At 71.5% G+C, this 24,518-nt stretch carries 22 protein-coding genes; 9 read left to right on the top strand and 13 right to left on the bottom strand.

What is annotated here, in order from left to right:
• The first annotated feature begins 80 nt into the window (after positions 1–80).
• Entirely contained in the window at positions 81–1,013 is a 933-nt protein-coding gene (locus tag ACIPPM_RS03265) for a DUF2510 domain-containing protein (RefSeq protein ID WP_401442334.1), read from the top strand.
• 117 nt (positions 1,014–1,130) lie between these two features.
• On the opposite strand, the gene ACIPPM_RS03260 is transcribed toward ACIPPM_RS03265, so the two are convergent.
• Entirely contained in the window at positions 1,131–1,796 is a 666-nt protein-coding gene (locus ACIPPM_RS03260; protein WP_401442332.1) for a TetR/AcrR family transcriptional regulator C-terminal ligand-binding domain-containing protein, read from the bottom strand.
• Between the two features lie 201 nt (positions 1,797–1,997).
• On the opposite strand from ACIPPM_RS03260, the gene ACIPPM_RS03255 reads away from it, so the two are divergent.
• Together ACIPPM_RS03255 and ACIPPM_RS03250 are read left to right on the top strand one after the other, a co-directional pair.
• Complete coding sequence (locus ACIPPM_RS03255; RefSeq protein ID WP_401442331.1) at positions 1,998–2,789, top strand: phosphatase PAP2 family protein; 792 nt, start codon at positions 1,998–2,000, stop codon at positions 2,787–2,789.
• Complete coding sequence (locus tag ACIPPM_RS03250) at positions 2,786–3,754, top strand: hypothetical protein (RefSeq protein ID WP_401442329.1); 969 nt, start codon at positions 2,786–2,788, stop codon at positions 3,752–3,754. The genes ACIPPM_RS03255 and ACIPPM_RS03250 overlap by 4 nt, the downstream gene beginning before the upstream one ends.
• A gap of 61 nt (positions 3,755–3,815) precedes the next feature.
• On the opposite strand, the gene ACIPPM_RS03245 is transcribed toward ACIPPM_RS03250, so the two are convergent.
• The 8 genes from ACIPPM_RS03245 to ACIPPM_RS03210 form a co-directional block, all read right to left on the bottom strand.
• Entirely contained in the window at positions 3,816–4,484 is a 669-nt protein-coding gene (locus ACIPPM_RS03245; protein WP_401442327.1) for an LURP-one-related/scramblase family protein, read from the bottom strand.
• Between the two features lie 48 nt (positions 4,485–4,532).
• On the bottom strand, positions 4,533–6,713 hold the full coding sequence (locus ACIPPM_RS03240) for a discoidin domain-containing protein (RefSeq protein WP_401442326.1): 2,181 nt from the start codon (positions 6,711–6,713) through the stop codon (positions 4,533–4,535).
• Positions 6,714–6,770: 57 nt separating this feature from the next.
• On the bottom strand, positions 6,771–8,378 hold the full coding sequence (locus ACIPPM_RS03235; RefSeq protein ID WP_401442324.1) for a glycoside hydrolase family 13 protein: 1,608 nt from the start codon (positions 8,376–8,378) through the stop codon (positions 6,771–6,773).
• 29 nt (positions 8,379–8,407) lie between these two features.
• On the bottom strand, positions 8,408–9,283 hold the full coding sequence (locus tag ACIPPM_RS03230) for a carbohydrate ABC transporter permease (protein WP_401442322.1): 876 nt from the start codon (positions 9,281–9,283) through the stop codon (positions 8,408–8,410).
• 22 nt (positions 9,284–9,305) lie between these two features.
• Positions 9,306–10,256: a carbohydrate ABC transporter permease gene (locus ACIPPM_RS03225; protein ID WP_401442320.1), complete on the bottom strand. Its 951-nt coding sequence runs from the start codon at positions 10,254–10,256 to the stop codon at positions 9,306–9,308.
• Positions 10,257–10,261: 5 nt separating this feature from the next.
• Positions 10,262–11,614, bottom strand: coding sequence for an ABC transporter substrate-binding protein (locus tag ACIPPM_RS03220; protein WP_401442319.1), 1,353 nt, complete (start codon positions 11,612–11,614; stop codon positions 10,262–10,264).
• Positions 11,615–11,734: 120 nt separating this feature from the next.
• Entirely contained in the window at positions 11,735–12,733 is a 999-nt protein-coding gene (locus tag ACIPPM_RS03215) for a LacI family DNA-binding transcriptional regulator (protein ID WP_401442317.1), read from the bottom strand.
• Between the two features lie 114 nt (positions 12,734–12,847).
• Positions 12,848–13,480, bottom strand: a complete 633-nt coding sequence (locus tag ACIPPM_RS03210; protein ID WP_401442316.1) for a PAS domain-containing protein — start codon at positions 13,478–13,480, stop codon at positions 12,848–12,850.
• Between the two features lie 242 nt (positions 13,481–13,722).
• Here ACIPPM_RS03210 and ACIPPM_RS03205 point away from each other — a divergent pair, with 242 nt between their 5' ends.
• The 3 genes from ACIPPM_RS03205 to ACIPPM_RS03195 all read left to right on the top strand — a co-directional run bounded on the left by ACIPPM_RS03205 (position 13,723) and on the right by ACIPPM_RS03195 (position 15,371).
• Entirely contained in the window at positions 13,723–14,379 is a 657-nt protein-coding gene (locus tag ACIPPM_RS03205; RefSeq protein WP_401442314.1) for a helix-turn-helix domain-containing protein, read from the top strand.
• A gap of 44 nt (positions 14,380–14,423) precedes the next feature.
• Positions 14,424–14,972, top strand: a complete 549-nt coding sequence (locus ACIPPM_RS03200) for a toxin-antitoxin system, toxin component (protein WP_401444158.1) — start codon at positions 14,424–14,426, stop codon at positions 14,970–14,972.
• Between the two features lie 180 nt (positions 14,973–15,152).
• Positions 15,153–15,371, top strand: coding sequence for a hypothetical protein (locus tag ACIPPM_RS03195; protein ID WP_401442313.1), 219 nt, complete (start codon positions 15,153–15,155; stop codon positions 15,369–15,371).
• Between the two features lie 3 nt (positions 15,372–15,374).
• Here ACIPPM_RS03195 and ACIPPM_RS03190 read toward each other — a convergent pair whose 3' ends face one another.
• Positions 15,375–16,052, bottom strand: a complete 678-nt coding sequence (locus tag ACIPPM_RS03190; protein ID WP_401442312.1) for a 4'-phosphopantetheinyl transferase — start codon at positions 16,050–16,052, stop codon at positions 15,375–15,377.
• Between the two features lie 308 nt (positions 16,053–16,360).
• Between ACIPPM_RS03190 and ACIPPM_RS03185 the strand changes: the two genes are divergently transcribed.
• Both ACIPPM_RS03185 and ACIPPM_RS03180 read left to right on the top strand, forming a co-directional pair.
• Positions 16,361–17,497: an ATP-grasp domain-containing protein gene (locus ACIPPM_RS03185; RefSeq protein ID WP_401442310.1), complete on the top strand. Its 1,137-nt coding sequence runs from the start codon at positions 16,361–16,363 to the stop codon at positions 17,495–17,497.
• A 157-nt stretch (positions 17,498–17,654) separates the two neighbouring features.
• Positions 17,655–19,337 carry a carbohydrate binding domain-containing protein gene (locus ACIPPM_RS03180; protein ID WP_401442308.1) on the top strand — a complete coding sequence of 561 codons (1,683 nt, stop codon included), beginning with the start codon at positions 17,655–17,657 and terminating at the stop codon, positions 19,335–19,337.
• A gap of 54 nt (positions 19,338–19,391) precedes the next feature.
• On the opposite strand, the gene ACIPPM_RS03175 is transcribed toward ACIPPM_RS03180, so the two are convergent.
• The gene (locus ACIPPM_RS03175) at positions 19,392–20,729 is read right to left on the bottom strand and encodes a 6-phospho-beta-glucosidase (protein ID WP_401442307.1); all 1,338 of its coding nucleotides are present in this window, start codon (positions 20,727–20,729) and stop codon (positions 19,392–19,394) included.
• Positions 20,730–21,012: 283 nt separating this feature from the next.
• Here ACIPPM_RS03175 and ACIPPM_RS03170 point away from each other — a divergent pair, with 283 nt between their 5' ends.
• A complete protein-coding gene (locus tag ACIPPM_RS03170; protein WP_401442305.1) occupies positions 21,013–22,425 on the top strand; it encodes a glycoside hydrolase family 16 protein in 1,413 nt (470 codons plus the stop codon).
• A gap of 46 nt (positions 22,426–22,471) precedes the next feature.
• Here the strand turns inward: ACIPPM_RS03170 and ACIPPM_RS03165 are convergent, their stop codons facing one another.
• Together ACIPPM_RS03165 and ACIPPM_RS03160 are read right to left on the bottom strand one after the other, a co-directional pair.
• A complete protein-coding gene (locus ACIPPM_RS03165; protein WP_401442304.1) occupies positions 22,472–23,398 on the bottom strand; it encodes a hypothetical protein in 927 nt (308 codons plus the stop codon).
• Positions 23,399–23,513: 115 nt separating this feature from the next.
• Entirely contained in the window at positions 23,514–24,422 is a 909-nt protein-coding gene (locus ACIPPM_RS03160; RefSeq protein WP_401442303.1) for a helix-turn-helix domain-containing protein, read from the bottom strand.
• Positions 24,423–24,518 lie beyond the last annotated feature (96 nt).

Here is a 24,518-nt window from a genome sequence, read left to right as displayed (position 1 = left end):
GCGTCCTTCCGACCGGCCGTCGGCGCGCACGGGGCGGAGGCTCTCATCCGGCTTTCACCGACTCCTCATACGGTATGCCCATGACGCAGGTGACTCCTCCCGGCTGGTATCCCGACCCCGGACAGACGCACGACGCTCCGCCCACCGAGCGCTGGTGGGACGGCAACGCCTGGACGGCCGAGGTCCGTCCGTCCGGGACGGCCCATTCCGCTCCCCCGCCCGCCCACCCCGCGTACGCGTACGCGGGGTACCCCTCGAAGCCCCCGGCCGGGTCCCGGCGCGGGCTGCGCACCGGCATAGCCGTCGCGGCGGCGGCCGCGGTACTGGCGTGCGTCGGGGTCGGCGTGTACGCGCTGGCCAAGGACTCCGGTGGGGGCGACCGCGCCGACTCCCGCCCCCGGCTGGGGCAGGAGCGCCGCCAGGAAGGGCCGGGCGACCCCCAGGAGTCGCCGTCCCCCGAGCGCTCGGCGGCGCCCAAGGTGCCCGGCGGCGGGACCCTGCCGGACCCGGTCAACGGGATCAGCATGCCGGTGCCCGAGGGCTGGACGGGCCAGGCGTTCGCCATCGGCGCGCAGGTGACCTCGGACAAGTCCTACAAGTGCCCCGGCGACACGTCCAAGAACTGCACGGCGGGCGGCGCGTACGCGGCACCGGCCCGCGCGCTGGGCACCCGCGGCGAGACGGCCGAGGCCGTCGCCAAGGCCGATGTCGCGGCCAACGCCGAGGAGTCCTACGGCGGGAACTCGTACGGTGGCATCACCTCGCACCAGGTGCTGGCCTCGCGGGCGGTGACGGTGGCCGGGCAGAAGGGCTACCTGGTGCGCTGGAAGGCGGTCACCAGCAAGGGCGCGGACGGCTATGTGGAGTCGGCCGCGTTCCCCGCGCCCGCCGACCCCGGCCGCATGCTGGTGGTCCGCTTCGGGCTGGACGTGGGGCAGTCCACCGCCGTGCTGGACGAGATCCTCGAGGGCATCAAGGTGTCGTCCGGCGGCGGGAACGGACAGGACGTCTGAGCCTCAGGTGAAGAAGTACGGGCCGGGCGGGCTTCCCTCCGCTCAAGGGGAGCCCGCCCGGCCGGGGTACGCGCCGCCCCCGTCCCCACGGTGCGGCGCGGCCAGGTCACCGTTCAGTCATCCCGTGAACGGCGGCCTGGTGTCCGGGGCGGCCTGGTCGGCCGGGTCGCGGGTCAGGCCGAGAGCGGGAAGCACGACGGCCTCCACGAACCCGGCCAGGTAGTCCGCGTCGGCGTACTGCCCGCACAGCACGGGACGCACGCGCAGGACGCCGAACATCATCGCCGGGACGTACTCCAGCGCCGGGTGGCCCGCCGGGACCTCCCCCCGCGCGACGCCCCGCTCCAGCATCTCCTGGAGCGCGGCGATCTCCGGGTGGACCAGGGCCTCGCGCAGCGCCTCGGCCAGCTCCCGGTCGTCGGTGACGGCGTGCCCCAGCGACTGGAGCAGCCGGGTGTCCTTGCCGGACCAGTCGCCCGCGGCGCGCGCCGCCTGCCGCAGGTCCTCGGTGAGGGAGCCGGTGTCGATCCCGGCGAACCGCACCTTGCGGCTGGCGCGCAGCGCGGCGGCGACGAACTGGGGCTTGGTCTTCCACTGCCGGTAGAGCGTGGACTTGCTGCACCGGGTGCTGGCGGCGACGCCCTCCATGGTGACGGACTCGTAGCCGCAGTGGCGGATCTGGTCGAGCACGGCGTCGAAGAACTCCTGCTCGCGCTCGGGCGTGAGCTTGGAGCGGCGCGAGGCGACGACCGTCTCCGGTTCGTCCGCGGCCTGCGACGTCATACCTGGCTTCCCCTCACTCGTCCCGGCCCACTTGCACTGGGCGCGTACCGCCCGATCCCAGTGTGTCGCACTGTTCCGATACGGGAGTGTACCGGTACTCGACCGTATCGGTACACTGGCGTATCGGTACGGAAACGTATCGCTGAGTTCGGAAGCCGTCCGGACCCAGCACGCACCACCGTCAGTGAAGGGGGCCGGGGGATGAACGCCCGATCCGAGCCCGCCGGAGCGGAACCGGACTCAACCGTCCGGCCACCACTTCTGCGGGAGTTCCTGCTCGTCGCGGGGCTCTTCTTGGTCTACAAGCTCGGACGTCGCATCGCCGACGGCCACACCTCGGACGCCTTCCGCGACGCCCACCGGGTGTGGCATCTGGAGCGCGCCGTCCATCTGCCGTCCGAGACGGACGTCCAGTCGGCGCTGCTGCACGGCGACGCCCTGGTCCACCTGGCGAACACCTACTACGCGACCGTCCACTTCCCGGCCACCGTCGCCTTCCTGGTCTGGCTGTATCTGCGCCGCCCCGCCCACTACGTCTGGGCCCGCCGGGTCCTGGCGCTGGTGACGAGCGCGGCACTGGTGCTGACCTTCACCTTCCCGCTGGCCCCGCCGAGGATGCTGAGCGGCACCGGCCTGCTGGACACGGCCCGGATCTACGGGCCCTCGGTGTACGGGCCGCCCGCCAGCGACCACCTCTCCAACCAGTTCGCGGCGATGCCCTCGCTGCACTTCGGCTGGGCGCTGATGGTGGCCGTCGGACTGATCGCCGCCACCCGGTCCCGCTGGCGCTGGCTGTGGCTGCTGCACCCGCTGGTCACCCTCGCGGTGATCGTGGGCACGGCGAACCACTACTGGCTGGACTCGATCGTGGCGGCGGCACTGCTGGTCACCGCGCTCGCGGTGGTCCACTCCCCGCACCGGGCGCCGGACACCGCCCCGCCCCGGCCCCGGCTCCTCCCCCAGGACACCGTGCTCGCGGGACCGGCCCGATGAGCGGCGCACTGCTGGTCGCCATCGGCCTGTCCCTGATATCGGCCGTCGCCTACGCCTCGGCGGCCGTCGCGCAGGCGCGCCTCGCCTCCCGGAACGCGGGCGCGGGCCTGCTGCGGATGCTGAGCACCGGCGCGTGGTGGTCGGCGGTCGGCCTGAACGCGGGCGCCGCCCTGCTGCATGTCGTCGCCCTGCGGTACGGCCCGCTCACCGTGGTCCAGCCGCTCGGCGCGCTCACCCTGGTCGCGGCCGTGCCGCTCGGCGCGCGGGCGGCCGGACGCCGGGTCACCGCCCTGGAGTGGCGCGGTACGGCGGCGACCCTGCTCGGTCTCGGCGCGCTGCTGATGGCGGCCTCCGGCCCGGCGCCCGAGCGGGCGCTGAGCCTGCCCTCGGCGCTGGCGGTGGCCGCCACCACCATCGCCGTGATCGGCACCCTGAGCCGCCCCGGCACCCGGCCGGGCCTCAGGCACGCGACCGCGTCCGGCTTCGCCTCCGGTGTCGCCTCCGCGCTCACCCAGACCGCGACGGTGGCGGCCACCGAGGGCTCCGGGCCCGCGCTGAGCCCGCTGGTGATCGTGGTCGCGGTGCTGGTGGCCGCGTTCGCCACCGGCGGGCTGCTGCTGTCGCAGACGGCCTACCGGGGCGGGCTCGGCGCTCCGCTGGCGGTGGTCACCCTGGCCAATCCGCTGGCCGCCTCGGTCATCGGCCTGACCCTGCTCGGCCAGGGCCTGAACGGCGGCGCCGTCGGCATCCTGCTGGCGCTCGCCGGAGCGCTGCTGGCGGCCCGGGGCGTGGTCCTGCTGACCCGGGCGACACCGGCCGCGGCGACCGTACCCGCGCCCGCGCCGGGACCGGACGACGACGAGCATCCGGTGGCCGCGGTGCTGGCCCTGGAGCCGGGCACGGCGACCCGGGAACCGAGGCTGACCCGGCGGCGGTCGAGGCCACGCCGTCTGACCCGGCTGTAGACGGGGGAAGGGCGGCCGGCGCGTGATGCGCCGGCCGCCCTTCCGTCTGTCTCGGGACTCGTCAGCCCAGGCCGCGCGAATCCTGCTTCAGCGCGGTGTCCACGGTGAGCGCCGTCGCCACCACCAGGCTCAGCAGCGGCTCGGGCAGCGGACGGTGGATCTGCAGGACGTAGTTGTCCGCCGTGGTGAACAGCGTCTTGGCCAGACCTTCCCAGGTCTTGGTGATGCGGGCGATCTCGGTGCCCTCGTGGTCCACGATGGCGAAGTTCCACGCCCGCCAGTTCTCCGCCTTGATCGCGCCGACCTGGTGGCCGTCCACGTTCATGGCGAAGTTGATCTTCCCGATCATGTTCTGCTGGACGATCTCACCGACCGGCGAACCGTCCGGGCGGGCCACCAGGACCCGCGACTTGAAGATCTTCGCGGGCCGGGTGAGCAGCAGCTGCGGCTGCCCCTGGGTGTCCCGGATCTCCAGCCGGTGCGTGAGGAACTGGTCCCAGCTGGAGACGAAGCGCAGGATCTTGCGGAGTACGCCCTGCCCGACCTCGACCACGGAACCGAGGTCACGGCCGTTCTGGTCCATGACCTTGTACTCGTTGGTCAGTTCGATGAGCTTGGCCTTCTGGTTCACCACCAGGACCGGCTCGGTGAAGAGGGTGCCGCCGGGCGTCCCGGCCGCGCTGTTCGCGTCGGGGTACGAGCCTGCGGGAATGTTCGATTGCGTGGTCACCGGGGCACCCTATCCTGGCTTGATCCGTACCTGACCAAAATATTTCGGTCAGGGGGTCTGGTACGCCTCCACCTCGCTGAACTGCCCCGCGGGCCAGCCGGTGTTGCCGGTGACGGTCAGCCGCAGCTGGCGCAGACTCGTCCTGCTCGGCAGGGACACGGTGACGGTGTTGCCGCTGGCCGGATCGAAGCGGTAGCCCTGGGCGCCGGAGAGGGTGGTGTACGTCGAGCCGTCGGTGCTGCCCTGCACGGCGATGGTCTGGGTACGGGCGCCCCACGCCGAGGACGGGGGCAGCTTCAGGACGACCCGGCGGACCGGGTAGGCGGAGCCGAGGTCGGCCGTCCAGGACTGCGGGAAGGCGTTGTTGGCCGACTCCCAGTAGGTGTTGGCGTCGCCGTCGGCCGCCTTGCCGGGGGTGTAGACGTCCTGGGAGCCGGTCGCGGTGGCCGGGCGGCCCTTGACCAGGTTGCGGCCCGGGTCCGGCTCGGGGTTGCCCTGGCCGGGCTGGGGCCAGGTGGAACAGTCCGCCCAGGTGCTGTTCCAGCCGGAGTTGCCGCCGCCGTCGGTGAGCGCGAAGGACCCGGAGTTCGCCGGATAGGGGCAGTTGTAGATCCCGGCGACGCCCACCTGGGTGGCGGTGACGTTCTTGAAGGTGGCCGCGCCCTGCGCCTCGGCCTGGACGACCACGGTCCCGGTGTTGCGCACCGTCGCGCCGGTCACGTTGACGTTGCGCACCGGGTAGCCCTGGCCTCCGCCGGACACGAACTCGAAGGCGCTGTACGGGCTGTCGGTGATCGTGGTGTCGGTGATGTTGACCGTGGCGTTGATGGCGCTGTCGTAGGAGTCGACGCGCAGCGCGCCCATCGGGTGGTTCCAGTTGGGGTTCAGGGCGCCCGCGCGGACCAGGGTGTTCCCGGAGACCGTGATGGTGCCGGCCAGCGGGGAGAAGGGGTCCAGGAACTTCTGGTTGGAGATGGCGATACCGCTGCCGAGGGCGTTGGTGTCGGAGACCAGGTTGTTCTTGACCGAGATGTCGGTGCCGCCGTAGATGGCGATGCCGTTGGCGAGGTTGGGCTGCGAGATGGTGTTGTTCTCGAAGCTGGAGTTGCTGTCGGGGGCGTAGAGGGACCACATGGCGAGGGAGTCGTCGCCCTGGTTGCGCAGGAAGTTGTTGCTGACGCGCACCCCGCGGGCGTTGCCGTTGAGGTTGAGGCCGTCGGCGGTGGTGTCGAGGATGCGGTTGTTCTCCACGACCAGATTGTCGTTGTTGCCCAACAGCCATAGGCCGACCTTCATGTGCTGGACCCACATGCCGGACACGGACGAATTGGGGCCGACCGAGCCGTTGACGAAGTTGTCCGGGCTGGAGTCGACGCGCTCGGTGACCTCGCCGATGACGGCGAAGTCCCGCAGGTGGACGTTGCCGGAGGAGCTGGACTGGTCGATGAAGCGGGAGGTGCGCACGACCGAGTACCAGTGTCCGGCTCCGCGCAGGGTCACGTTCTGCACCCCGCTGAGCGAGGATGTGATCCGGTACTCGCCCGGCGGAATCCACACCGTGCCGCCCTGCGCGGCCGCGATGGCGTCGCGGAACGCCTGGGTGGAGTCGCCGCCGCCGCTGGGGTCGGCGCCCTTGGAGACGACGGACACCGAACCGGCGGGCTGGGCGGCGGCGGCCGCGGCCTGCTCGAAGTCGGCGACATCGACGGTGACTTGGGTGCCGGTGGACTCGAAGGCGACCTTGTCGCCCGCCTGGACGTTCTGCCCGAGCAGCAGGCGGGCGTTGTCGAAGAAGTGGTGGTTCTTCGAGCCCGGTATCCAACTGGTGTCGATGTAGCTGTACTTGGAGGTCACCGGGAGCGTCCTGGCGATCCGGGTGCCGTTCACGTACACGGCGAGCGAGCCGGACTGGCCGTCCGGGACGCTGTAGGAGACGTTCACGGCGTTGGCCGCGCGCGGCACGGTGAACTCCACGCGCTGCCCGGAGTTGAGGCGTACCGCCTGCCGTCCGGACGCCTCGGAGGCGAGGCTGCCCTGCGTGTAGTCGGGACCGACCTTGGTGCCGGTGGTGGTGGCGGACTCGGCCTCGACGGAGGTGAACGGGAGGGTGGCGCCGGAGGCGGCCTGCGCGGCCGGGGCCAGGGCGACCGTCATGCCCGCGGCGAGCGCGACGACGGCGCCCAGGGCGGGCAGGCTCCGGAGGTGTCTGGCGGTGCTGCTGCTGTGCATGTGCTGATCCCTTCAGGGTGGGGGTGCCGGGGATAGCAGGTGCGGGGGTGGGGCGGTTCAGGCACGCAGCCAGACCGCCGTGTCCTGCGGGAGTCGACCCGACTCGCCCAAGGGGCCGCTGCTGAGCAGGAGTTCGGAGTGCGCGGGCAGTTCGGCGGGGGCGGCGGCGAGGTTCACCACGCACAGGGCGCCGTCGGCGCGGGAGAAGGCGAGGACGCCCTCGGGGGCGGGGAGCCAGGTCAGCGGGGCCTCGCCGAAGGCGGGACGGGCGGCGAGGGCCTCGCGGTACAGGGTGAGCATGGAGTGCGGGTCGTGTTCCTGCCGGTCGGCCGCGTACGCCGCCCAACCCTCCGGCTGCGGCAGCCAGGGCTCCTCGCGCGAGCCGAAGCCCGCGTACGGGGCGTCCGAGGACCAGGGCAGCGGGACCCGGCAGCCGTCCCGGCCGGGGTCGGTGCCGCCGGAGCGGTGGTGCATCGGGTCCTCGATCCGGTCCACCGGGATGTCCGCCTCGGGCAGGCCCAGTTCCTCCCCCTGGTACAGGTAGACCGAGCCGGGCAGGGCGAGGGAGAGCAGGGCGGCGGCGCGGGCGCGGCGGGTGCCGAGGGCGAGGTCGGTGGGGGTGCCGAACGCCTTGGCGGCGAAGTCGAAGCCGGTGTCGGCGCGGCCGTAGCGGGTGACGGTGCGGGTGATGTCGTGGTTGCAGAGCACCCAGGTGGCGGGGGCGCCGACGGGGGCGTGCTCGGCGAGGGTGGAGTCGATGGCCGCGCGCAGCCGGTCCGCGTCCCAGGGGCAGGACAGGAAGGCGAAGTTGAAGGCGGTGTGGAGTTCGTCGGGGCGGAGGTAGCGGGCGAAGCGCTCGGCGTCGGGGAGCCAGACCTCGCCCACGAACACCCCGTCGTACTCGTCGGCGACCGCTCTCCAGGCGCGGTAGACCTCGTGGAGTTCGTCGCGGTCGACGAAGGGGTGCGGGTCGGGGGCCCCGGCGAGGTCGGGCAGGTCGGGGTCCTTGGCGAGCAGGGCGGCGGAGTCGATGCGGACGCCCGCGACACCGCGTTCGAACCAGAAGCGCAGGATGTCCTCGTGCTCGCGGTGCACGGCCGGGTGGGCCCAGTTGAGGTCGGGCTGCTCGGGGGTGAACAGGTGCAGGTACCAGTCGCCGTCGGGCAGCCGGGTCCACACCGGTTCGGTGGAGCCGACGAACTGCGACGGCCAGTCGTTGGGCGGGAGTTCGCCGTGCGGACCGCGTCCGGGGCGGAAGTGGAACAGGTCGCGCTCGGGGCTGCCGGGCCCGGCGGCGAGCGCGGCCCGGAACCAGGGGTGCTGGTCGGAGACGTGGTTGGGCACGATGTCGACGATGGTGCGGATGCCCAGCTCACGGGCCTCGGCGATGAGCTTCTCGGCCTCGGCGAGGGTGCCGAAGGCGGGGTCGACGGTGCGGTAGTCGGCGACGTCGTAGCCGCCGTCCTTCATCGGGGACAGGTACCAGGGGTTGAACCACAGGGCGTCCACGCCGAGTTCGGCGAGGTAGGGCAGTCGGGCGCGGACCCCGGCGAGGTCTCCGGTGCCGTCGCCGTCGCCGTCGGCGAAGCTGCGCACGTACACCTGGTAGATGACGGCCGAGCGCCACCAGTCGGCCTGCCTGCGGGCATGGGGGGGCTGTGCCACGGTGCGTGCCTTTCTGTCGGGGGGCCGGGTCAGCCCTTGGTGCTGCCCGCGCTGATCCCGGCGATGATGTGCCGCTGGAACACGAGGAAGAGCGCCACCATGGGGATGCTGGCGATCACCATGGCTGCAACGAGCACGGTGAGCTGGATGTTCTGCGACAACTGGACCAGGGCCACACTGATCGGCTGCTTGTCTGTGTCGGAGAAGACCATCAGCGGCCAGAGGAAGTCCTGCCAGACGGCGACCAGCGCGAAGATGGAGACCACACCGAGCACCGGCCGGGACATGGGCAGTACGACCGACCACAGGGTGCGCAGCTTCCCCGCGCCGTCGATCTCGGCGGCCTCCAGCACATCGCGGGGCAGCTGGTCGAAGAACCGCTTGAGCAGATAGAGGTTGAAGGCGTTGGCGACGGCCGGCAGCCAGATGCCGAGCGGGTCGTTGAGCAGGCTGGTGTGGATCAGCGGCAGGTCGGCCGCGGTCAGGTACTTCGGTACGACGAGCGCCTGCGCCGGGACCATCAGGGTGGCGAGGATGCCGCCGAGGACCACGTTGCCGAAGGCGGGCTTCAGCTTGGACAGGGCGTAGGCGGCGGCGGTGCAGAACACGAGCTGGAAGGCCCAGGCACCGGCCGCCTGGACCACGGTGTTCCACAGGTGCTGCGGGAGCTGCATGAGGTCCCAGGCGTCGGTGTAACCGCTGAGGTGCCAGTGCTCGGGGACCAGGGTGGGCGGGGTGCGGGCGATCTCGTCCGGGGACTTCATCGCGCCGGACGCCATCCAGTACACGGGGAACAGGAAGGCGACCGCGAAGAGGACGACGACGGCCCAGAACACCGTCCAGTACAGGGCCTTTCCGCGCGGGCGGGCGAGGGTGGCCGGGGAGATGAGGGTGCGGGTGCTCATGTGCCCTCCTCGGTAGGGGTGTTCATGCGTCCCCGTCGCTGCGGGTGAGCCGGAGGTAGAGGGCGGAGAAGGCGCCGAGCAGCGCGAGCAGCATGACGCTGAGGGCGCAGGCGCCGCCGAAGTCGTTGTAGAGGAAGGCGTACTTGTAGATGAGGTAGAGCACGGTGACGGTCGCGCTCTCCGGTCCGCCGCCGGTGATCACGAAGGGCTCGGTGAACACCTGCATGGTGGCGATGATCTGAAGGAGCATCAGCATGAGGATCACGAACCGGGTCTGCGGGATCGTGACGTGCCGGATGCGCTGGAGCAGGTTGGCTCCGTCGAGTTCCGCGGCCTCGTACAGCTCGCCGGGGATGGACTGGAGGGCGGCGAGGTAGATGAGGACGGTGCCGCCCAGGTTGGCCCAGGTCGCCACGATCACCAGGGAGATCAGTGCGGTGTCGGTGCCGTTGGACCAGTTCGAGGTGGGCAGGTGCAGGGCGCGCAGCGTCTCGTTGGCGAGTCCGGCGCCGGGGTCGTAGAACCACTTCCACAGCAGGGCGCTGACCACCGGCGGGATCATCACCGGGAGGTAGACCACGACCCGGAAGAACGCCTTGGCGTGCCGGAGTTCGTTCAGGACGAGGGCGAGCACGAAGGGGACCGCGAAGCCCAGGAGGAGGGCGAGCAGGGTGAAGGTGAGGGTGTTGCGCCAGGCCGCGCCGAACTCCGGATCGTGCAGCACCTGGCGGAAGTTGGCGGTGCCGACCCATTCGGGTGCCGAGCCGGGGGTGTAGCGCTGGAAGGCGATGACGACGGCCCGGATCGCCGGGTACCAGGAGAACAGGGCGAAGCAGACCAGGCCGCCGAGGAGGAAGCCGTAGGCGCGGACCTGGTCGGCGAGGACCCGGCGCCCCCGGCCGCCGCCCTCGGAAGGTGTGGGCGGGGCCAGGGGGGCGGCGGCCGCGGGGAGCCGCTCGGCCGTCTTGGTCATGGCGGTCAGCCCCGCGCCAGGATGCTGTCGATCTTGCCGGAGGCGTCCTTCAGGAGCTGGTCGACGTCCGCGTCCTTCTTGGTGAGGACGGCGGAGACGACACCGTCGAGCACCGAGTAGATCTGCTGGGCGTGCGGCGGCTCGATCTTCATGTCCAGGCTCTGGTTGCCGTCCAGGAAGGTCTGGTAGTTCTCCACCGGGACGTTGGCGTTGGCCTTCTTGACCTGCTGGTCCTTGGCGTCGGCGGCGCCGGTGAACAGGCGCGGCTCGGGCAGGCCGACCGGTGCGTCGTTCTTCTTGGCGCGGGCGTAGTCGCCGAGGAAGCCGTCTCCGGGGGTGAGGAACATGTGGTCGAGCCACTGCAGACCGGCGCGGATCTGGGCGGGGCTGGCCTTCTTGTTGAACATGTAGCCGTCGCCGCCGATGAGCGTGCCCTTGCCGCCGGGCATCGGGGCGAGCGCGAGGTCCTTGTAGGAGCCGCCCTTCTCCTTGACCAGGATCGGGATGTTGTCCGGCGCCGAGAGGTACATGCCGAGCTTGCCCGAACCCATCATCTGCTGGGCGTCGTTGATGACGAGGAGCTGCTTGCTGCCCATGGAGTCGTCCGCCCAGCGCATGTCGTGCAGGTTCTGCAGGACCGCCTTGCCCTCGGGGGTGTCGACGGTGGCCTTCTTCCCGTCGGCGCTGACGACGTCGCCGCCCTGGGAGTACAGCTCGGCGGTGAAGTGCCAGCCGCCCTGGTTCTGCGCGCTGTAGTCGGCGTAGCCGACGGTGCCGTTGCCGAGTCCGGCGATCTTCTTGGCGGCGGCGCGGACCTCGTCCCAGGTGGCCGGGGGCTTCTCGGGGTCGAGGCCGGCCTTCTTGAACAGGGCGCGGTTGTAGATCAGCCCCATCGAGTAGCCGGTGCGCGGGATGCCGTAGACCTTGCCGTCGACGGTGTAGATGTCCCGGAGCTGCTTCTGGATCGACTCGTAGCTCTTGAGGTCCTTCAGGTACGGGGTGAGGTCCGCGGCCTGGTGGATGTCGACCACATGCCGGGCGTCGGTGAAGTAGGTGTAGAACACGTCCTCCATCTGGCCACCGGCGAGCTTGGCGTCGAAGGTCTTCGGGTCCTGGCAGGGGAAGGCGTCGTGGGCGACGACGTCGACGTCCGGGTGGGTCTTCTCGAAGGAGGCGATGTCCTCGTCGAAGAACCGGCGGTCGACCTTGGCGCTCTTGGGCGGCTCGCAGTTGACGGTGATGCGGGTCTTGCCGCCCGCCGAGCTGTCGTCGTCCGAGCCGCAGGCTGCTGCGGTGAGGGCGAGGGAGGAACAGACGCCGATCGCGGCGACGGTGCGGCGGAACCCGGTGCTTCTCATCGGTGGACCCCTCAAGGCAGGAGCGGTGGGCGCCGCACACTCAAGCACCGACGACACCTGGCCGCAAGATGTCGCGCGTAATCTGTAATTATTCGACAGCTAGTTGGCTCCCCGGAGCGCTCAGTCGCGCGGGGCTTGCGCGGTGGAGCCCCGGACCACCAGCTCGGGTTCGAACAGCAGCTCCTCGGCGGGGACCGCGCTGCCGCCGATCTGCGCGTTCAGCAGTTCCACGGCGGCCCGGCCCATCGCCTCGATGGGCTGGCGCACGGTGGTCAGCGGGGGCTCGGTGCAGTTCATGAACGCCGAGTCGTCGTAGCCGACCACGGAGATCCGGCCCGGCACGTCGAGTCCCTTGCGCCGGGCGGCCCGCACCGCGCCGAGGGCGAGCGGGTCGCTGGCGCAGATGATGCCGGTGACGCCCTGGTCGATCAGCCGGGAGGCGGCGGCGTGACCGCCCTCGATGGAGAAGATGGCGCGGGCCACGTGGGCGTCCGGCAGGTCACCGGCCAGCGCGCGGGCGGCGGCGAGCTTGCGGGCGGAGGGCACGTGGTCGCCGGGACCGAGGACCAGGCCGATGCGCTCGTGGCCGAGGGAGGCGAGGTGCCGCCACGCCTGCTCGACGGCGACCGTGTCGTCGCAGGAGACGGCGGGGAAACCCAGGCGCTCTATGGCCGCGTTGACCAGCACGACCGGGATGTTGCGGTCGGCGAGCCTGCGGTAGTGGTCGTGCGGGGCGTCGGCCTGCGCGTAGAGGCCACCGGCGAACACGACGCCGGAGACCTGCTGCTGGAGGAGGAGTTCGACGTAGTCGGCCTCCGAGACGCCGCCCTTGGTCTGGGTGCACAGCACCGGGGTCAGCCCGAGCTGGGCGAGCGCGCCGCCGATGACTTCGGCGAACGCCGGGAAGATCGGGTTCTGGAGTTCCGGCAGGACCAGGCCGACCAGGCGGGCGCGTTCGCCGCGCAGCTGGGTGGGCCGCTCGTAACCGAGGACGTCCAGGGCGGTGAGGACCGACTGCCGGGTGGCTTCGGACACTCCGGGCTTGCCGTTGAGCACCCGGCTGACCGTGGCCTCGCTGACCCCGACCTTCTTCGCCACTTCCGCAAGTCGTCGCGTCATGCGCGCAAGGGTAGCGCAATTTACGCAAGCTGCTTGCGTAACGTGGGGCGTCGTCCCGGGTGCGGATGGCCCGGCGCCGTCGATGACCTGAACACCGACGGGGCCGGGCCGGGTCTAGGAAGTGGGGACGATCGTCAGGTGGGCGCGGCGGGCGGTGGCGGACGGCTGCCGGGGGATCATCGTCAGGCGCCGGTGGCCCAGGTCGCGCAGGAGCGGCGGGGTCTCGTCCACCACCCGGCACTCGGCGGTGCCCCGGCGCGGGTCCGGGTGGTGCAGCAGGCGTACGGCGCCGTCGAGCCGGGCGCCGCTCTCGCCGACCGCGTGCATCCAGTACGGCAGGCCCTGCCGGTAGGCGGCGTCCATGATCGGGTCGTGCGCCACGTCCCGGCGTATCGCCTGGAGTTCGTGATCGTGGCCGTACCCCTCCAGCGCGGTCTTCAGCTGGGCCAGCATCGGCAGGCACCAGCCCGGCTCGTGCTCGCCGAGCACCCGGCCCGCGTCGGGGTGGAAGAGGACGAACCGCAGGAAGTTGTCTCCGGGCATCGCGGTGGGATGGTCCCGCACCTCGCCGAAGAGGGTGGCGAAGGCGTCGTTGGCCAGGATGACCCGCCAGCGGTGGTCCACGACGAGCGAGGGGTGCGGAGCGGCCTCCACCACGGCGGCGTAGTCGTCCAGATACGCTCGGGCCGCACCGCTCTCGGGGACGGACCGGGGTACCGGTCGCCGCCCTCCCGCCTGATGTGCCATCGGGTGGTCACCCCTCTTGCCTCGGCCGCCCGTACGCGGCGCTGCGATCCTGCTGCGCCGACGAGAGCGGTGTCAACTATCGTGGCATTCCATGCCTGTTGACGGCTGAAATTCGCCACAGTTGTGGCGAGACCTGGATGCGGGTTCGAACCACGGGCTACTCTCCGGGATGTTCACGGCGGCCGGGGGTGACAAGCGCGCCCGATCTCGCGCGGCCCTTGAGAGACGTAGGAGTTCTGTCGGTGACGGATGGCTACGAGAATCCGGGCGCCACGGCGACCGCTCGGCTGCCGGCCGTCGTCGCCCGTGTCACCGCGCTCGCCGACCGGCTCGGCGTCCCGCACTCCGAGGTCTTCGACACCGTCCGGCTCTCGGTCGGCAGCGGGGTCCCGGAACCGGTGGTCAAGGCGCTGCTCTGCGGCCGCCCGGCCGGTGAACCGGATGTACAGGCCCGCTTCCTGCAACGCCTCGACCTGCTGCGCCGCACCCGGCTGAAGCCCGGCGGCCGCAGATACACCCAGCAGGAGATCGCGGACGGCGCGGGCATGTCCCGGCAGCAGGCGGGCGCCCTGATCAACGGTGACCGGCGGCCGACGATGGAGCACTGCGACGCGCTCCAGCGGTTCTTCCACGTGCACGCCGGTTTTCTCACGGCGGAGGACCCCGAGGCGCTGGCCGGCGCCTTGCAGCACATCGAGCAGGAGCTGCTCCAGAATCTGGCGGACCGGGAGCGAGCCGCCTCCGGCGCCGCACAGGACCCGCTGGAGCGGCTGCTCCAGGACCACGGGGTGCGCGGGATCGCCTGGCGGGCCGCCCAGCTCCCCACGGACCAGCACCGGGACAAGGTCGCGGAGTGGCTCGACATGCTCCTGGAGAGCGTCCGGCAGCCGGGGTCGTGAACGGGATGGGCTCCAGGAACACCGCCAAGAGCACCGCGAAGGGCATGCGGCGGCTGTGCGCCGAGCTGGTCGGACAGCTCGACCGGCGCCCCGCCCCGGTGCCGCCCGCGGAGCTGTACCACTCCCTGTGCTCGGCGATGAGCCGCAGGCGCGGCCGCCCGGTGCACTTCCGTACGTCGGCCTTCCCGCCCGGCACGGCCAGCGGGCTGTGGCTGGACATGACCGACCGTGATCTGGTCGTGGTGGAGGAACGCACCGCCCCCGACCACCAGTTGGTGATCCTCGGCCATGAGCTGTGGCACATGCAGACCGATCATGCCGCGCACCGGGTCGACGGCCTCGGCATGGGCGTGGCCACCCGGCTGCTGACGGACGACACCGACCGGGACGCGCTGCGGGCGGCCGTGCACCGGGTCGCCGCGCGCACCCGCTTCGACGCGGACGAGGAACGGGACGCGGAGACGTTCGGCCTGCTACTGGCGAGCAAGTGCCGTACCCGGATGACGGGTTCGTCACTGACCGGCCCGGTGCGCCGGGACGACGTGGCGGGACGCATCGGTACGTCGCTGGGGTATCCGGGGCCGCAGGGCTAGCGGATCGGCCGTACGGGGAGCCGGGCGGCAGGGCTACGGATGGGCCGTACGGGGGACCCCGGGCGGCCTGGAACGGCGGCGTTGTCAGTGGCGGACGGCAAGCTGGACCCCTGCGTGCCGCGAGGGGCGGCGCGTGGCGCCAGCGTGCGTGAACCGTGCCGCCGACCGGGGAGCCGACCGATGCCGACCGCCGTACTGACCGACCGTGAGCGCACCGCCGTCCAGGCGTATCTGCGGCTGCTGCACACCGTGCGCGCCACGCTGGACGGCCCGCCGGAAGCGGCCCCGGCCATGGTTCCGCCGTCCGTGCTGGCGGAGGCCGAACAGGCGCTGGAACGCGCGGGGTTGGCGGGGAACGAGGACGAGTTCTTCGAGCTGCTGCGCGCCTGGTGTCCGTAGGGCTCAGGGCGCCGGGACGGTCACCGCCGTGAGGACCAGTCCGTCGGCGATCAGCCAGCGGCCGTCGAACCCGGTCAGCCGGGTGCCGCCCACCAGGGGGCCCGGGACGAGCAGCCGGGCGTGGAAGGTGCCCCGGTCGTCGTGCGTGGCGACCAGCTCGATGTCCGCCTCGGAGAAGTCCAGCCAGGCGCGGGCCAGCGGGAACCACGCCTTGTACACGGACTCCTTGGCGCTGAACAGCAGCCGGTCGAAGTGCACGCCGGGCCGGGCGGCGGCCAGCGCTCGCCGGCGGTCCCGTTCGGCGGGCAGGGAGATGGCGTCGAGGACGCCCTCGGGCAGCGGTTCGTGCGTCTCGGCGTCGATGCCGAGGGAGGCGAGGTCACCCGAGCGGGCCAGCGCCGCACCCCGGTAGCCGTCGCAGTGGGTCATGCTGCCGAGCAGGCCGTCCGGCCACACCGGGGCTCCGCGCTCGCCGGTCGGCACGGGCGCGGGCGGGTGGCCGAGCTTCTCCATCGCGCGCCGCGCGCAGACGCGTGCGGAGGTGAACTCCAGGCGCCGCTTGGCGACCGCGCGGGCCACCAGTGCCCGTTCCTCCGGGTAGAGCGCGGTGTCCGGGTCGTCGTCCGGGACGCCGTACGACTCCACGGCGACCACCGGGTCCGGCAGCAGCTCCTCGATCACCGGTACCCGACCTCCCACGGCAGTGTGCGGCGCGGCACCACGACAGCACATCGGCCGGGGCGCGGGCAAGGGCGGCCGGTGCGCGCGGGGTGCCGCGGGGTCGGCGTGGCAGGGGCGGGCCGGGGTCGACGCGCCCGGCGAATCCGTAACACGCGCGTTGCACGAACCGCTCCGCGCAGGCCGTATGATCGCCCCATCACTCACCGCCCAACACCCCTTTTCCGAGGGCGGTTTGGTGTCCCTTCCTTCCTCCTGTCCGGGCGCGGACCGCTGAGTCCTGCCCGAAAACCCCCGAAAGGCGGCCCCGCATGGTCTCTCGCGTACGCGTCTGGCTCAACCGCACGTACGCGGAGAACGTGTTCTTCATGGATCAGCTGCGGAGAAATCCGAGCGACCGCGCCGTGGAGATCCACGCGACGCACGGCGACCCGGACTCGCCCGTGCTGGCCGCCGCCGACACCGCCGCGCTGGAGCCGGAGGGGCTGTCCCCGGCCGGGTACGTCGAGTACGCGCTCGACCAGTGCGCACGGCGTGGCGTCGATGTCTTCGTGCCCCGGCTGCACCAGGCGGCGATCGTGGCGCACCGCGCCGACTTCGCCGCGGCGGGCACGGCCCTGCTGGCGCCGACGCCGGAGGCGGTGGCGGTGTTCGAGGACAAGGTGACCGCGTACGAGGCGGTCCGCTCGGTGGGCGTGCCGGTGCCGCCGTGGTTCCGGGCCCGTAATGCGGACGAACTCATCGCGGCTGTTCAGGAGTTGGAGGGGGCCGGGTACCGGCCGTGCTTCAAGCCCGCCAGTGGTGCGGGTGGGGTCGGCTTCCGGATGATCACCCGTTCGCCGTTCTCGCTGGCGCATCTGAGCGGCTTCCCCAGCCCGTATGTGCAGCTGGATCTCGTCGTGGCCGCGCTGCGGGAGGCCGAGGAGCCGGTGAACCTGCTGGTGATGCCGAGGCTGGAGCAGCCGGAGGTGTCGGTGGACTGCCTGACCGGCCCGGACAACCGGACCCGGCTGATGGTGGGCCGCACCAAGAACGGGCGGCGTCGCGGCTTCACCCTGGACGAGCGGTGGCTCGGCCCGGCCCGGCTGGTCGCGGAGGGCTTCGGGCTGCACTACCTGTCCAACGTCCAGTTCCGCATGCTGGGCGACCGGCCGGTGCTGCTCGACGTCAACACCCGTGCCGCGGGCGGCCTGCACCAGCTCTCCCTCTGCGGGGTCAACGCCCCTTGGGCTGCGGTGCAGTTGGCGCTGGGCGACGACCCGGGCACGGTCGAGCCGCCGTTCCTGGGCCAGGACTACGCGGTCGTCTCCGGCCCCCGGCCGCTGGGCCCGACGACCCTCCCGGACCTGGACCCCGAGGAGGCGGAGGTGCGGCTGCCCGCGCCCGCCGCCCCGCTCGCCGCGTCGGCCGCCGCAGCGGCGGAAGCCGGAGCCGCGCTGCCGTTGTAGCACTCGGTCACCATCCCGGTATGGACCAATCCCGTACTGTCCCTTGACAGTTGGATTGGTCCATACCACTTTGGGGGGCGCACTCTCCGCAGGCTCGTCCCGCACTTCCCGCACCCCGGTGCACTCCCGAACGCCCCCATACCATCAGGGAGATCGCGTGCGACACCTTCTCGGGCGTCCCAGACGCCGGCTTCTCGCCCTGCTCGGCTCCGCCGCTCTCGCGCTCGGCGGGGCCGTCGCCCTGCCGGGCACCGCCCAGGCGGCCAACGTACTCACCAATCCCGGCTTCGAGTCGGGCGGCCTGTCCCCCTGGAACTGCTCCGGCAACCTCGGCTCGGTCGTGTCCTCCCCCGTGCACGGTGGCTCCAAGGCGTTGCAGGGCGCGGTGAGTTCGAGCGACACCGCGCAGTGCGCGCAGACCGTCGCCGTCAAGCCGAACACCGCGTACACCCTCACCGGCTGGGTCCGCGGCTCGTACGTCTACCTCGGGGTGGACGGCGGCGCCTCGACCTGGACCTCCTCCCCCTCGGCGTACAGCCAGCTCAGCGTCTCCTTCACCACCGGCGCCTCGCAGAACAGCGCCAAGGTGTACGTGCACGGCTGGTACGCGCAGGGCTCCTACCAGGCCGACGACATCAGCCTGGACGGGCCGGGCGGCGGCGGGAACGGCGACACCCAGGCGCCGAGCACGCCGGGCGGCCTCACCTCGACCGGCAAGACCTCCAACAGCGTCTCGCTGAAGTGGAACGCGGCCACCGACAACGTGGGCGTCACCGCGTACGACATCTACAGCGGCTCCAACCAGGTGCTCAGCGTCTCCGGCACCACGGCCACGGTCAGCGGGCTCTCGCCGAGCACGGCGTACACCTTCACCGTGAAGGCGCGGGACGCGGCCGGGAACAGCTCCGGCGCCTCCAACTCGGTCGCGGTGACGACGAACGCGGGCTCGGGCGGCGGCACCTTCAAGCAGGCCGCGCCGTATCTGTACGAGGGCTGGGGCGACCCGCCGAACCCGGCGACGGTGATGAACGCGACCGGGGTGAAGTGGTTCACCATGGCGTTCGTGCTGGACTCCGGCGGCTGCACCCCGTCCTGGGACGGCAGCAGGCCGCTGACCGGCGGGGCCGACCAGACCGCGATCAACCAGATCCGCTCGGCGGGCGGTGACATCGTGCCGTCGTTCGGCGGCTGGCAGGGCAGCAAGCTCGGCGCCAACTGCTCCTCGGCGAGCGCGCTGGCGGGCGCGATCCAGAAGGTGATCGACGCCTACTCGCTGAAATCGATCGACATGGACATCGAGAACACGGACGAGTTCGAGAACGAGGCCGTGCAGGCGAAGATCCTCACCGCGCTGAAGACGGTCAAGGCCAACAACCCCGGCCTGAAGACCATCGTCACCTTCGGCACCACGACCACCGGCCCGACCTACTACGGCAACCGGCTCATCGAGCAGGCCAAGTCGATCGGCGCCGACATCGACGTGTTCACGATCATGCCGTTCGACTTCGGCGGCGGCTCGGACATGTACGGCAACACGGTGAACGCGGCGGAGGGCCTCAAGGCCAAGCTGAAGTCGACCTTCGGCTGGGACGACGCCACCGCGTACTCCCACATCGGCATCTCCGGCATGAACGGCCTGTCCGACCAGCAGGAGAACACCACTCCGGAGATCTGGACCAAGATCCGCGACTGGTCCAACTCGCACCACATCGCCCGGCTCGCCTACTGGGCGGTCAACCGGGACCGGCCGTGCGCGGGCGGTGGCGTGGTGAGCAACTGCTCCGGCATCAACCAGAGCACCTGGCAGTTCACCTCGATCACGGCGGGCTTCACCGGCTGAGCCTCGTACGACCCGCGTGGGGGGCCGCTCGGCGGAGCGGCCCCCCACCCGTGTTCACTTCAGATACGCCAACTCCGGGTGGACGGCGGTGTAACCGTCGACCAGCCGCCGGGCCACGCCGACCGAGTCGACCAGCGGATGCAGCGCGAACGCCTTCACCGCCGTCTCCCGCGATCCCGACTCGGCGGCGGCCAGCACCTCCCGCTCGACCGCCTTCACCGAGCAGACCAGACCGGTGGCGTGGCCGGGCAGCGGGTCCGTGGCCAGCGGATGCGCGCCGTCCGCGCCGACCAGGCAGGGAACCTCGATCACCGCGTCCGCGTCCAGCGCGGCGAGCGTGGACCGGTTGCGGACGTTGAGGATCAGGGTGGTGCGCTCGTCGCGGGCGATGGCCCGCATCAGCGCGAGCGCCACCTGCTCGTAGCCGCCCGACAGATCCTCCTCCTCGCGCTCCCCGGCCCCGGCGCTCTCCCGGTTCTCCGCCATGTACGTCGCCTCGCGCTCGGCGCGGGTGTCCTCCCAGGCCCGCAGCGCGGACCCGCCGGGCCGCAGCGCGTCGGTGTAGAACCGTGACTGCTGGTCGCGCAGGAAGGCGCCACGGGTCAGCTCGGCCTGCTGGTAGGCGCGTACGGTCTCGCGGTTGAAGTAGTAGTAGTGCAGGTACTCGTTGGGGATGGCGCCGAGGGAGCGCAGCCATTCCGGGCCGAACAGCCTGCCCTCCTCGAAGGAGCCGAGCCGGTCCGGGTCGGCCAGCAGGCGCGGGAGTTCGTCGCGTCCGGCGACGCGCAGACCGCGTACCCAGCCGAGGTGGTTGAGGCCGACGTAGTCGACGAACGCCTCGCGCGGGTCGGCGCCCAGGGCGCGGGCGACGCGACGGCCGAGGCCGACCGGGGAGTCGCAGATGCCGATGACCCGGTCGCCGAGGTGCCGGGACATGGCCTCGGTGACCAGTCCGGCCGGGTTGGTGAAGTTGATGACCCAGGCGTCGGGGGCGAGCCGGGCCACCCGGCGGGCGATGTCGACGGCGACGGGCACGGTCCGCAGTCCGTAGGCGATGCCCCCGGCGCCCACCGTCTCCTGCCCGAGCACCCCCTCGGCCAGCGCCACCCGCTCGTCCTCGGCCCGCCCGCGCAGCCCGCCGACCCGGATCGCGGAGAACACGAAGTCGGCCCCGAGCAGCGCCTCGTCCAGGTCGCCGGTGGCCCGCACGGCGGGCGCGTCCGGCACCCCGGCCGCCTGCTCGGCCAGCACCCGGGTCACCGCGTCCAGCCGGGCGGTGTCCACGTCGTGCAGGACGACCTCGCTCACCCGGCCCTCGCCGCGGTCGGCCAGCAGCGCGCCGTACACGAGCGGCACGCGGAAGCCGCCGCCGCCCAGAATCGTCAGCCTCACGTCTCATCCTTTCCGGCGCACCTGACTCGATCATGGCACGCCGGTCCGGGGAGGAACCGGGACGGCGTGTCCCGCCACATACGCGACTTGCACCGGTACGGACGCCTTCATTGCGTGAACTCCCGTGCCGTGCAAAGAGTTTCCTTGCTTCAACCCTTGACGCCCGCAGGCGTGGAGAGCACATTGACCGCACCTTGAGAGCGCTCTCAGAAGGCTCGGAGAGCTCCCGGAGCGCTCTCGGGGACACCCCCGCACTTCACCCCGTACCCCGGAAGGCACCCCCATGAGTGAAACCTCCGGCACCTCCCCGGCCGGTGGCAGACGTCGGCGTTCCGTCCGGCGGGCGTTGATCGCCGCAGTCGGCACGCTGGGTCTCGCGGCCGTGACCGCGCTGGCGGCCATCGCCCCCGCCGACGCCTCGGCGCCCACCCCGCCGTCCGGCTGGACCCAGGTGTTCCTGGACGACTTCAACGGCTCGGCGGGCTCCGGTGTGAACACCTCGAACTGGCAGTACGACACCGGGACTTCGTATCCCGGTGGCGCCGCCAACTGGGGCACCGGCGAGGTCGAGACGATGACCAACAGCACCAGCAACGTCGCGCTCGACGGCAACGGCAACCTGCAGATCACCCCGCGCCGCGACTCCTCCGGCCGCTGGACCTCGGGCCGGATCGAGACCAACCGCACCGACTTCCAGCCCCCGTCGGGCGGCAAGCTGCGGGTGCAGGCGCGCATCCAGATGCCGAACGTCACCGGCGCGGCGGCCAAGGGCTACTGGCCGGCGTTCTGGGCGCTGGGAGCGCCGTACCGGGGCAACTACCAGAACTGGCCGGGCGTCGGTGAGCTGGACATCATGGAGAACGTCCAGGGCCTGAACACCGTCTGGTCCACGTTCCACTGCGGCACCAACCCCGGCGGCCCCTGCAACGAGACCACGGGCGTGGGCAATTCCGTGGCCTGCCCCGGCAGCACCTGCCAGTCCGCGTTCCACACCTACGCGATGGAGTGGGACCGCTCGACCTCCGTCGAGGAGATCCGCTTCTACGTCGACGGGGTGAACCTGCACACCGTGCGGGCGAACCAGTTCGACGCCACGACCTGGAACAACGCCACGAAGCACGGCTACTTCCTCATCCTCAACGTGGCGATGGGCGGCGGCTTCCCGGGCGCCTTCGGCGGCGGCCCCTACGCCGACACCGACCCGGGCCACCCGATGACCGTGGACTACGTCCAGGTGCTCCAGTCCGGCAGCGGTGGCGGCACCACTCCCCCGCCCACCGGCAACCGTGACGCCTACGGCACCATCCAGGCCGAGTCCTTCGACAGCCAGTCCGGCCTGAACACCGAGACCACCACGGACTCCGGTGGCGGCCAGAACCTCAGCTATGTCTCCAACGGCGACTGGGCGCAGTACAAGGGCGTCAACTTCGGCTCGACGCCCGCCAAGCAGTTCAAGGCCCGGGTGGCCGGCGGGGCGGCGTCCGGGGTGGGCGGCCTGGTGGAGGTGCGGCTCGACAGCCGGTCCAACGCCCCCGTCGGCAGCTTCGCCCTGTCCGGCACCGGCGGCTGGCAGAACTGGCAGACCATCCCGGCCAACATCAGCGGGGTCACCGGCACCCATGACGTGTATCTGACCTTCAGCAGCGGCCAGCCGGCCGACTTCGTGAACGTCAACTGGTTCAGCTTCGCGCACTGACGAAGGCGGCGGCGCCGGAGGTGATCGCGTCCGGCGCCGCCCGCCGTCAGTAGTTCCAGCGGTTCCGGCTGCCCTCGTCCCGGCAGAAGATCAGCCGCCCGTTCCCCGCGTGGGTGGAGCTGCCGACGTCCGCGTTGCGGCAGAACTGGCCCGCGTTGTAGCAGTTCCCGGCGTTCGAGACGATCTCGCAGGTGGTGCCGGCGCCGCCACCACCGCTGCTGCTGGAGGAGGAGGAGCCTGCAGAGCCGGACGAGCCGGAAGACCCACCGCTGCCGCTGTCCGCCGCGACCGGCGGCGTGTAATCCGGGTCGTTGGTCTTGTCCTTGTACGTCCCCGTCGCCGCCGGGCACCCGCCCTTGGTCAGCCACAGCGTGACATCCCGGTCGCCGACGACCTTCGTCCCGGCGTCCGGCGACTGGAAGCACACCTTCCAGTCGTCGTGCTCCGCGGCGACCCGCTCGTCCTGGTAGGACGCCTTGACGGAGATGTCTCCCTTCGTCACCCCGCCGACGGCCGTGGCGGCGGCCGCGTACGTACGGCCGATCACCCCCGGCATCGTCGGCCACGGGATCGGGCCGCCGTCCGCCTTGGGGCACGGCGCCCCGGACGCGACGGCCCCGAAGTCGACGCTGTCCCGGCCGTACTTCTCGAAGCAGACCGTCCAGTCGTCCGCCGGGGACGCGTCCTTCTGGCTCGCGTCGTGCGCGGTGACGCGGTAGCCGTGCTCCTCGGCGGCCCCGGTCGCGTCGGCGACCGTGCTCTTCACCTGGCTCTCCAGCAGGGCCGGTGTGGCCGTGACGGTCGCGGTGACCGTCACCGTGGGCCCCGGCTTGACGGCCGCGGCCGCCTTCTCCTCGTCCCCGCCGCCGCACCCGGTGACGAGGGCGCAGACCAGCAGCCCGGCCCCGACCCCCTTGAGCCACGCCTTGCGCGCGCCCCGAACCGGCGCCTGTGATCGTCCCGGACGATTCATGTGTCCCCCTGAGCCTCTCTCACACTGTGCGTGTGCGAGACCCGTGAAGAACTGGGGAAGTTGTCTTCACAACCGAAGCGAGACCGGAACGTGACTTCGGGATGAAGTCCAGGTGTCAGCGGAGCTCCGCCCGGAACCCGACCGGCGTGACCCCGGTGTGCAGCTGGAAGTACTTGGAGAAGTTGGCCGCGTCCGGGAAGCCGATCGCCGCGCCGACCCGACCGATGGGCATGTCGGTGTGGGCGAGGAGGCGCTTGGCCTCCAGGACCACGCGCTTGTCGATGAAGCCCTTGGGGGTCTGCCCGGTGGCGGCGCGCACCGCGCGGACGAGGGTGCGGCGGGAGTAACCGAGCGCGTCGGCATAGGCGTTGACGCTGTGGTTGGTGGGGAAGCCGCGCTCCACCGCGTCCCGGAACAGGGTGAAGGTGGTGTCCGCCTGGCTCCGGTTGGCCTCGGCGGAGCTGGCGGCGAGGTGGGCGAGGCGGAGCAGGAAAGCGGTGAGGCTGTGCCGCAGGACGGCCGTGTGCAGGCTGAGCGGCAGCGTGGAGGTGTCCTCGTACTCGCGGCCGAGCTGGGCGAGGGAGTTCTCCAGCGCGGCGAGCTGCGCCGGGTCGGGATGCAGCAGCGGGGGCAGGTCGTAGCGGTACAGGCCCGTCGCCTCGACGGTGGCGCGGGGCAGGAAGCCGGGCTGCATGGTGAGGACGGTGCCCCGGTACCGGCTGGTGCGGGAGAAGCGGTGCACCTGGCCGGGACGGATCCAGAGCACGTCACCGGCGCCGACCTCGTACTCGGCGAAGTCGATCATGTGCCGGACCGGACCCTCGGTGAACAGCATGACGACGTGGAAGTCGATGCGATGGACCCGGTCCAGCGGGGCATCCGCATGCCAGGTGCGGTCCTCACCCATGGCGCCGACCTGCATGCCGACACCACCCACGGCCAGCTCGGTCGGGAAGGGGAAGGTCCTGATCCCGTCACCGTCCGTGCTGCCGCGACCCACGCCTTGAGGCGATCTGTCCGCCATGTTCGATTTGCCGTTCCTATCAAGCGATCGGTGTCCCAGATTCACCACAGGCTGACACACCCCGACCTTTCCGCGAAAAAGTCAGACTTTTAAGTT

The organism is Streptomyces sp. NPDC090119, assembly GCF_044747085.1.
Lineage (GTDB): Bacteria > Actinomycetota > Actinomycetes > Streptomycetales > Streptomycetaceae > Streptomyces.
This window is presented reverse-complemented; position numbering and strand designations above follow the sequence as displayed.

What these genes read in the sequence shown, in the direction of transcription:
- ACIPPM_RS03170 (WP_401442305.1), top strand. Translation starts at nt 21,013, where the DNA reads ATGAGTGAAACCTCCGGCACCTCCCCGGCCGGTGGCAGACGTCGGCGT.
- ACIPPM_RS03220 (WP_401442319.1), bottom strand. Translation starts at nt 11,614, where the DNA reads ATGAGAAGCACCGGGTTCCGCCGCACCGTCGCCGCGATCGGCGTCTGT.
- ACIPPM_RS03165 (WP_401442304.1), bottom strand. Translation starts at nt 23,398, where the DNA reads ATGAATCGTCCGGGACGATCACAGGCGCCGGTTCGGGGCGCGCGCAAG.
- ACIPPM_RS03230 (WP_401442322.1), bottom strand. Translation starts at nt 9,283, where the DNA reads ATGAGCACCCGCACCCTCATCTCCCCGGCCACCCTCGCCCGCCCGCGC.
- ACIPPM_RS03225 (WP_401442320.1), bottom strand. Translation starts at nt 10,256, where the DNA reads ATGACCAAGACGGCCGAGCGGCTCCCCGCGGCCGCCGCCCCCCTGGCC.
- ACIPPM_RS03160 (WP_401442303.1), bottom strand. Translation starts at nt 24,422, where the DNA reads ATGGCGGACAGATCGCCTCAAGGCGTGGGTCGCGGCAGCACGGACGGT.
- ACIPPM_RS03255 (WP_401442331.1), top strand. Translation starts at nt 1,998, where the DNA reads ATGAACGCCCGATCCGAGCCCGCCGGAGCGGAACCGGACTCAACCGTC.
- ACIPPM_RS03195 (WP_401442313.1), top strand. Translation starts at nt 15,153, where the DNA reads ATGCCGACCGCCGTACTGACCGACCGTGAGCGCACCGCCGTCCAGGCG.
- ACIPPM_RS03265 (WP_401442334.1), top strand. Translation starts at nt 81, where the DNA reads ATGACGCAGGTGACTCCTCCCGGCTGGTATCCCGACCCCGGACAGACG.
- ACIPPM_RS03200 (WP_401444158.1), top strand. Translation starts at nt 14,424, where the DNA reads ATGCGGCGGCTGTGCGCCGAGCTGGTCGGACAGCTCGACCGGCGCCCC.
- ACIPPM_RS03240 (WP_401442326.1), bottom strand. Translation starts at nt 6,713, where the DNA reads ATGCACAGCAGCAGCACCGCCAGACACCTCCGGAGCCTGCCCGCCCTG.
- ACIPPM_RS03260 (WP_401442332.1), bottom strand. Translation starts at nt 1,796, where the DNA reads ATGACGTCGCAGGCCGCGGACGAACCGGAGACGGTCGTCGCCTCGCGC.
- ACIPPM_RS03210 (WP_401442316.1), bottom strand. Translation starts at nt 13,480, where the DNA reads ATGGCACATCAGGCGGGAGGGCGGCGACCGGTACCCCGGTCCGTCCCC.
- ACIPPM_RS03215 (WP_401442317.1), bottom strand. Translation starts at nt 12,733, where the DNA reads ATGACGCGACGACTTGCGGAAGTGGCGAAGAAGGTCGGGGTCAGCGAG.
- ACIPPM_RS03250 (WP_401442329.1), top strand. Translation starts at nt 2,786, where the DNA reads ATGAGCGGCGCACTGCTGGTCGCCATCGGCCTGTCCCTGATATCGGCC.
- ACIPPM_RS03185 (WP_401442310.1), top strand. Translation starts at nt 16,361, where the DNA reads ATGGTCTCTCGCGTACGCGTCTGGCTCAACCGCACGTACGCGGAGAAC.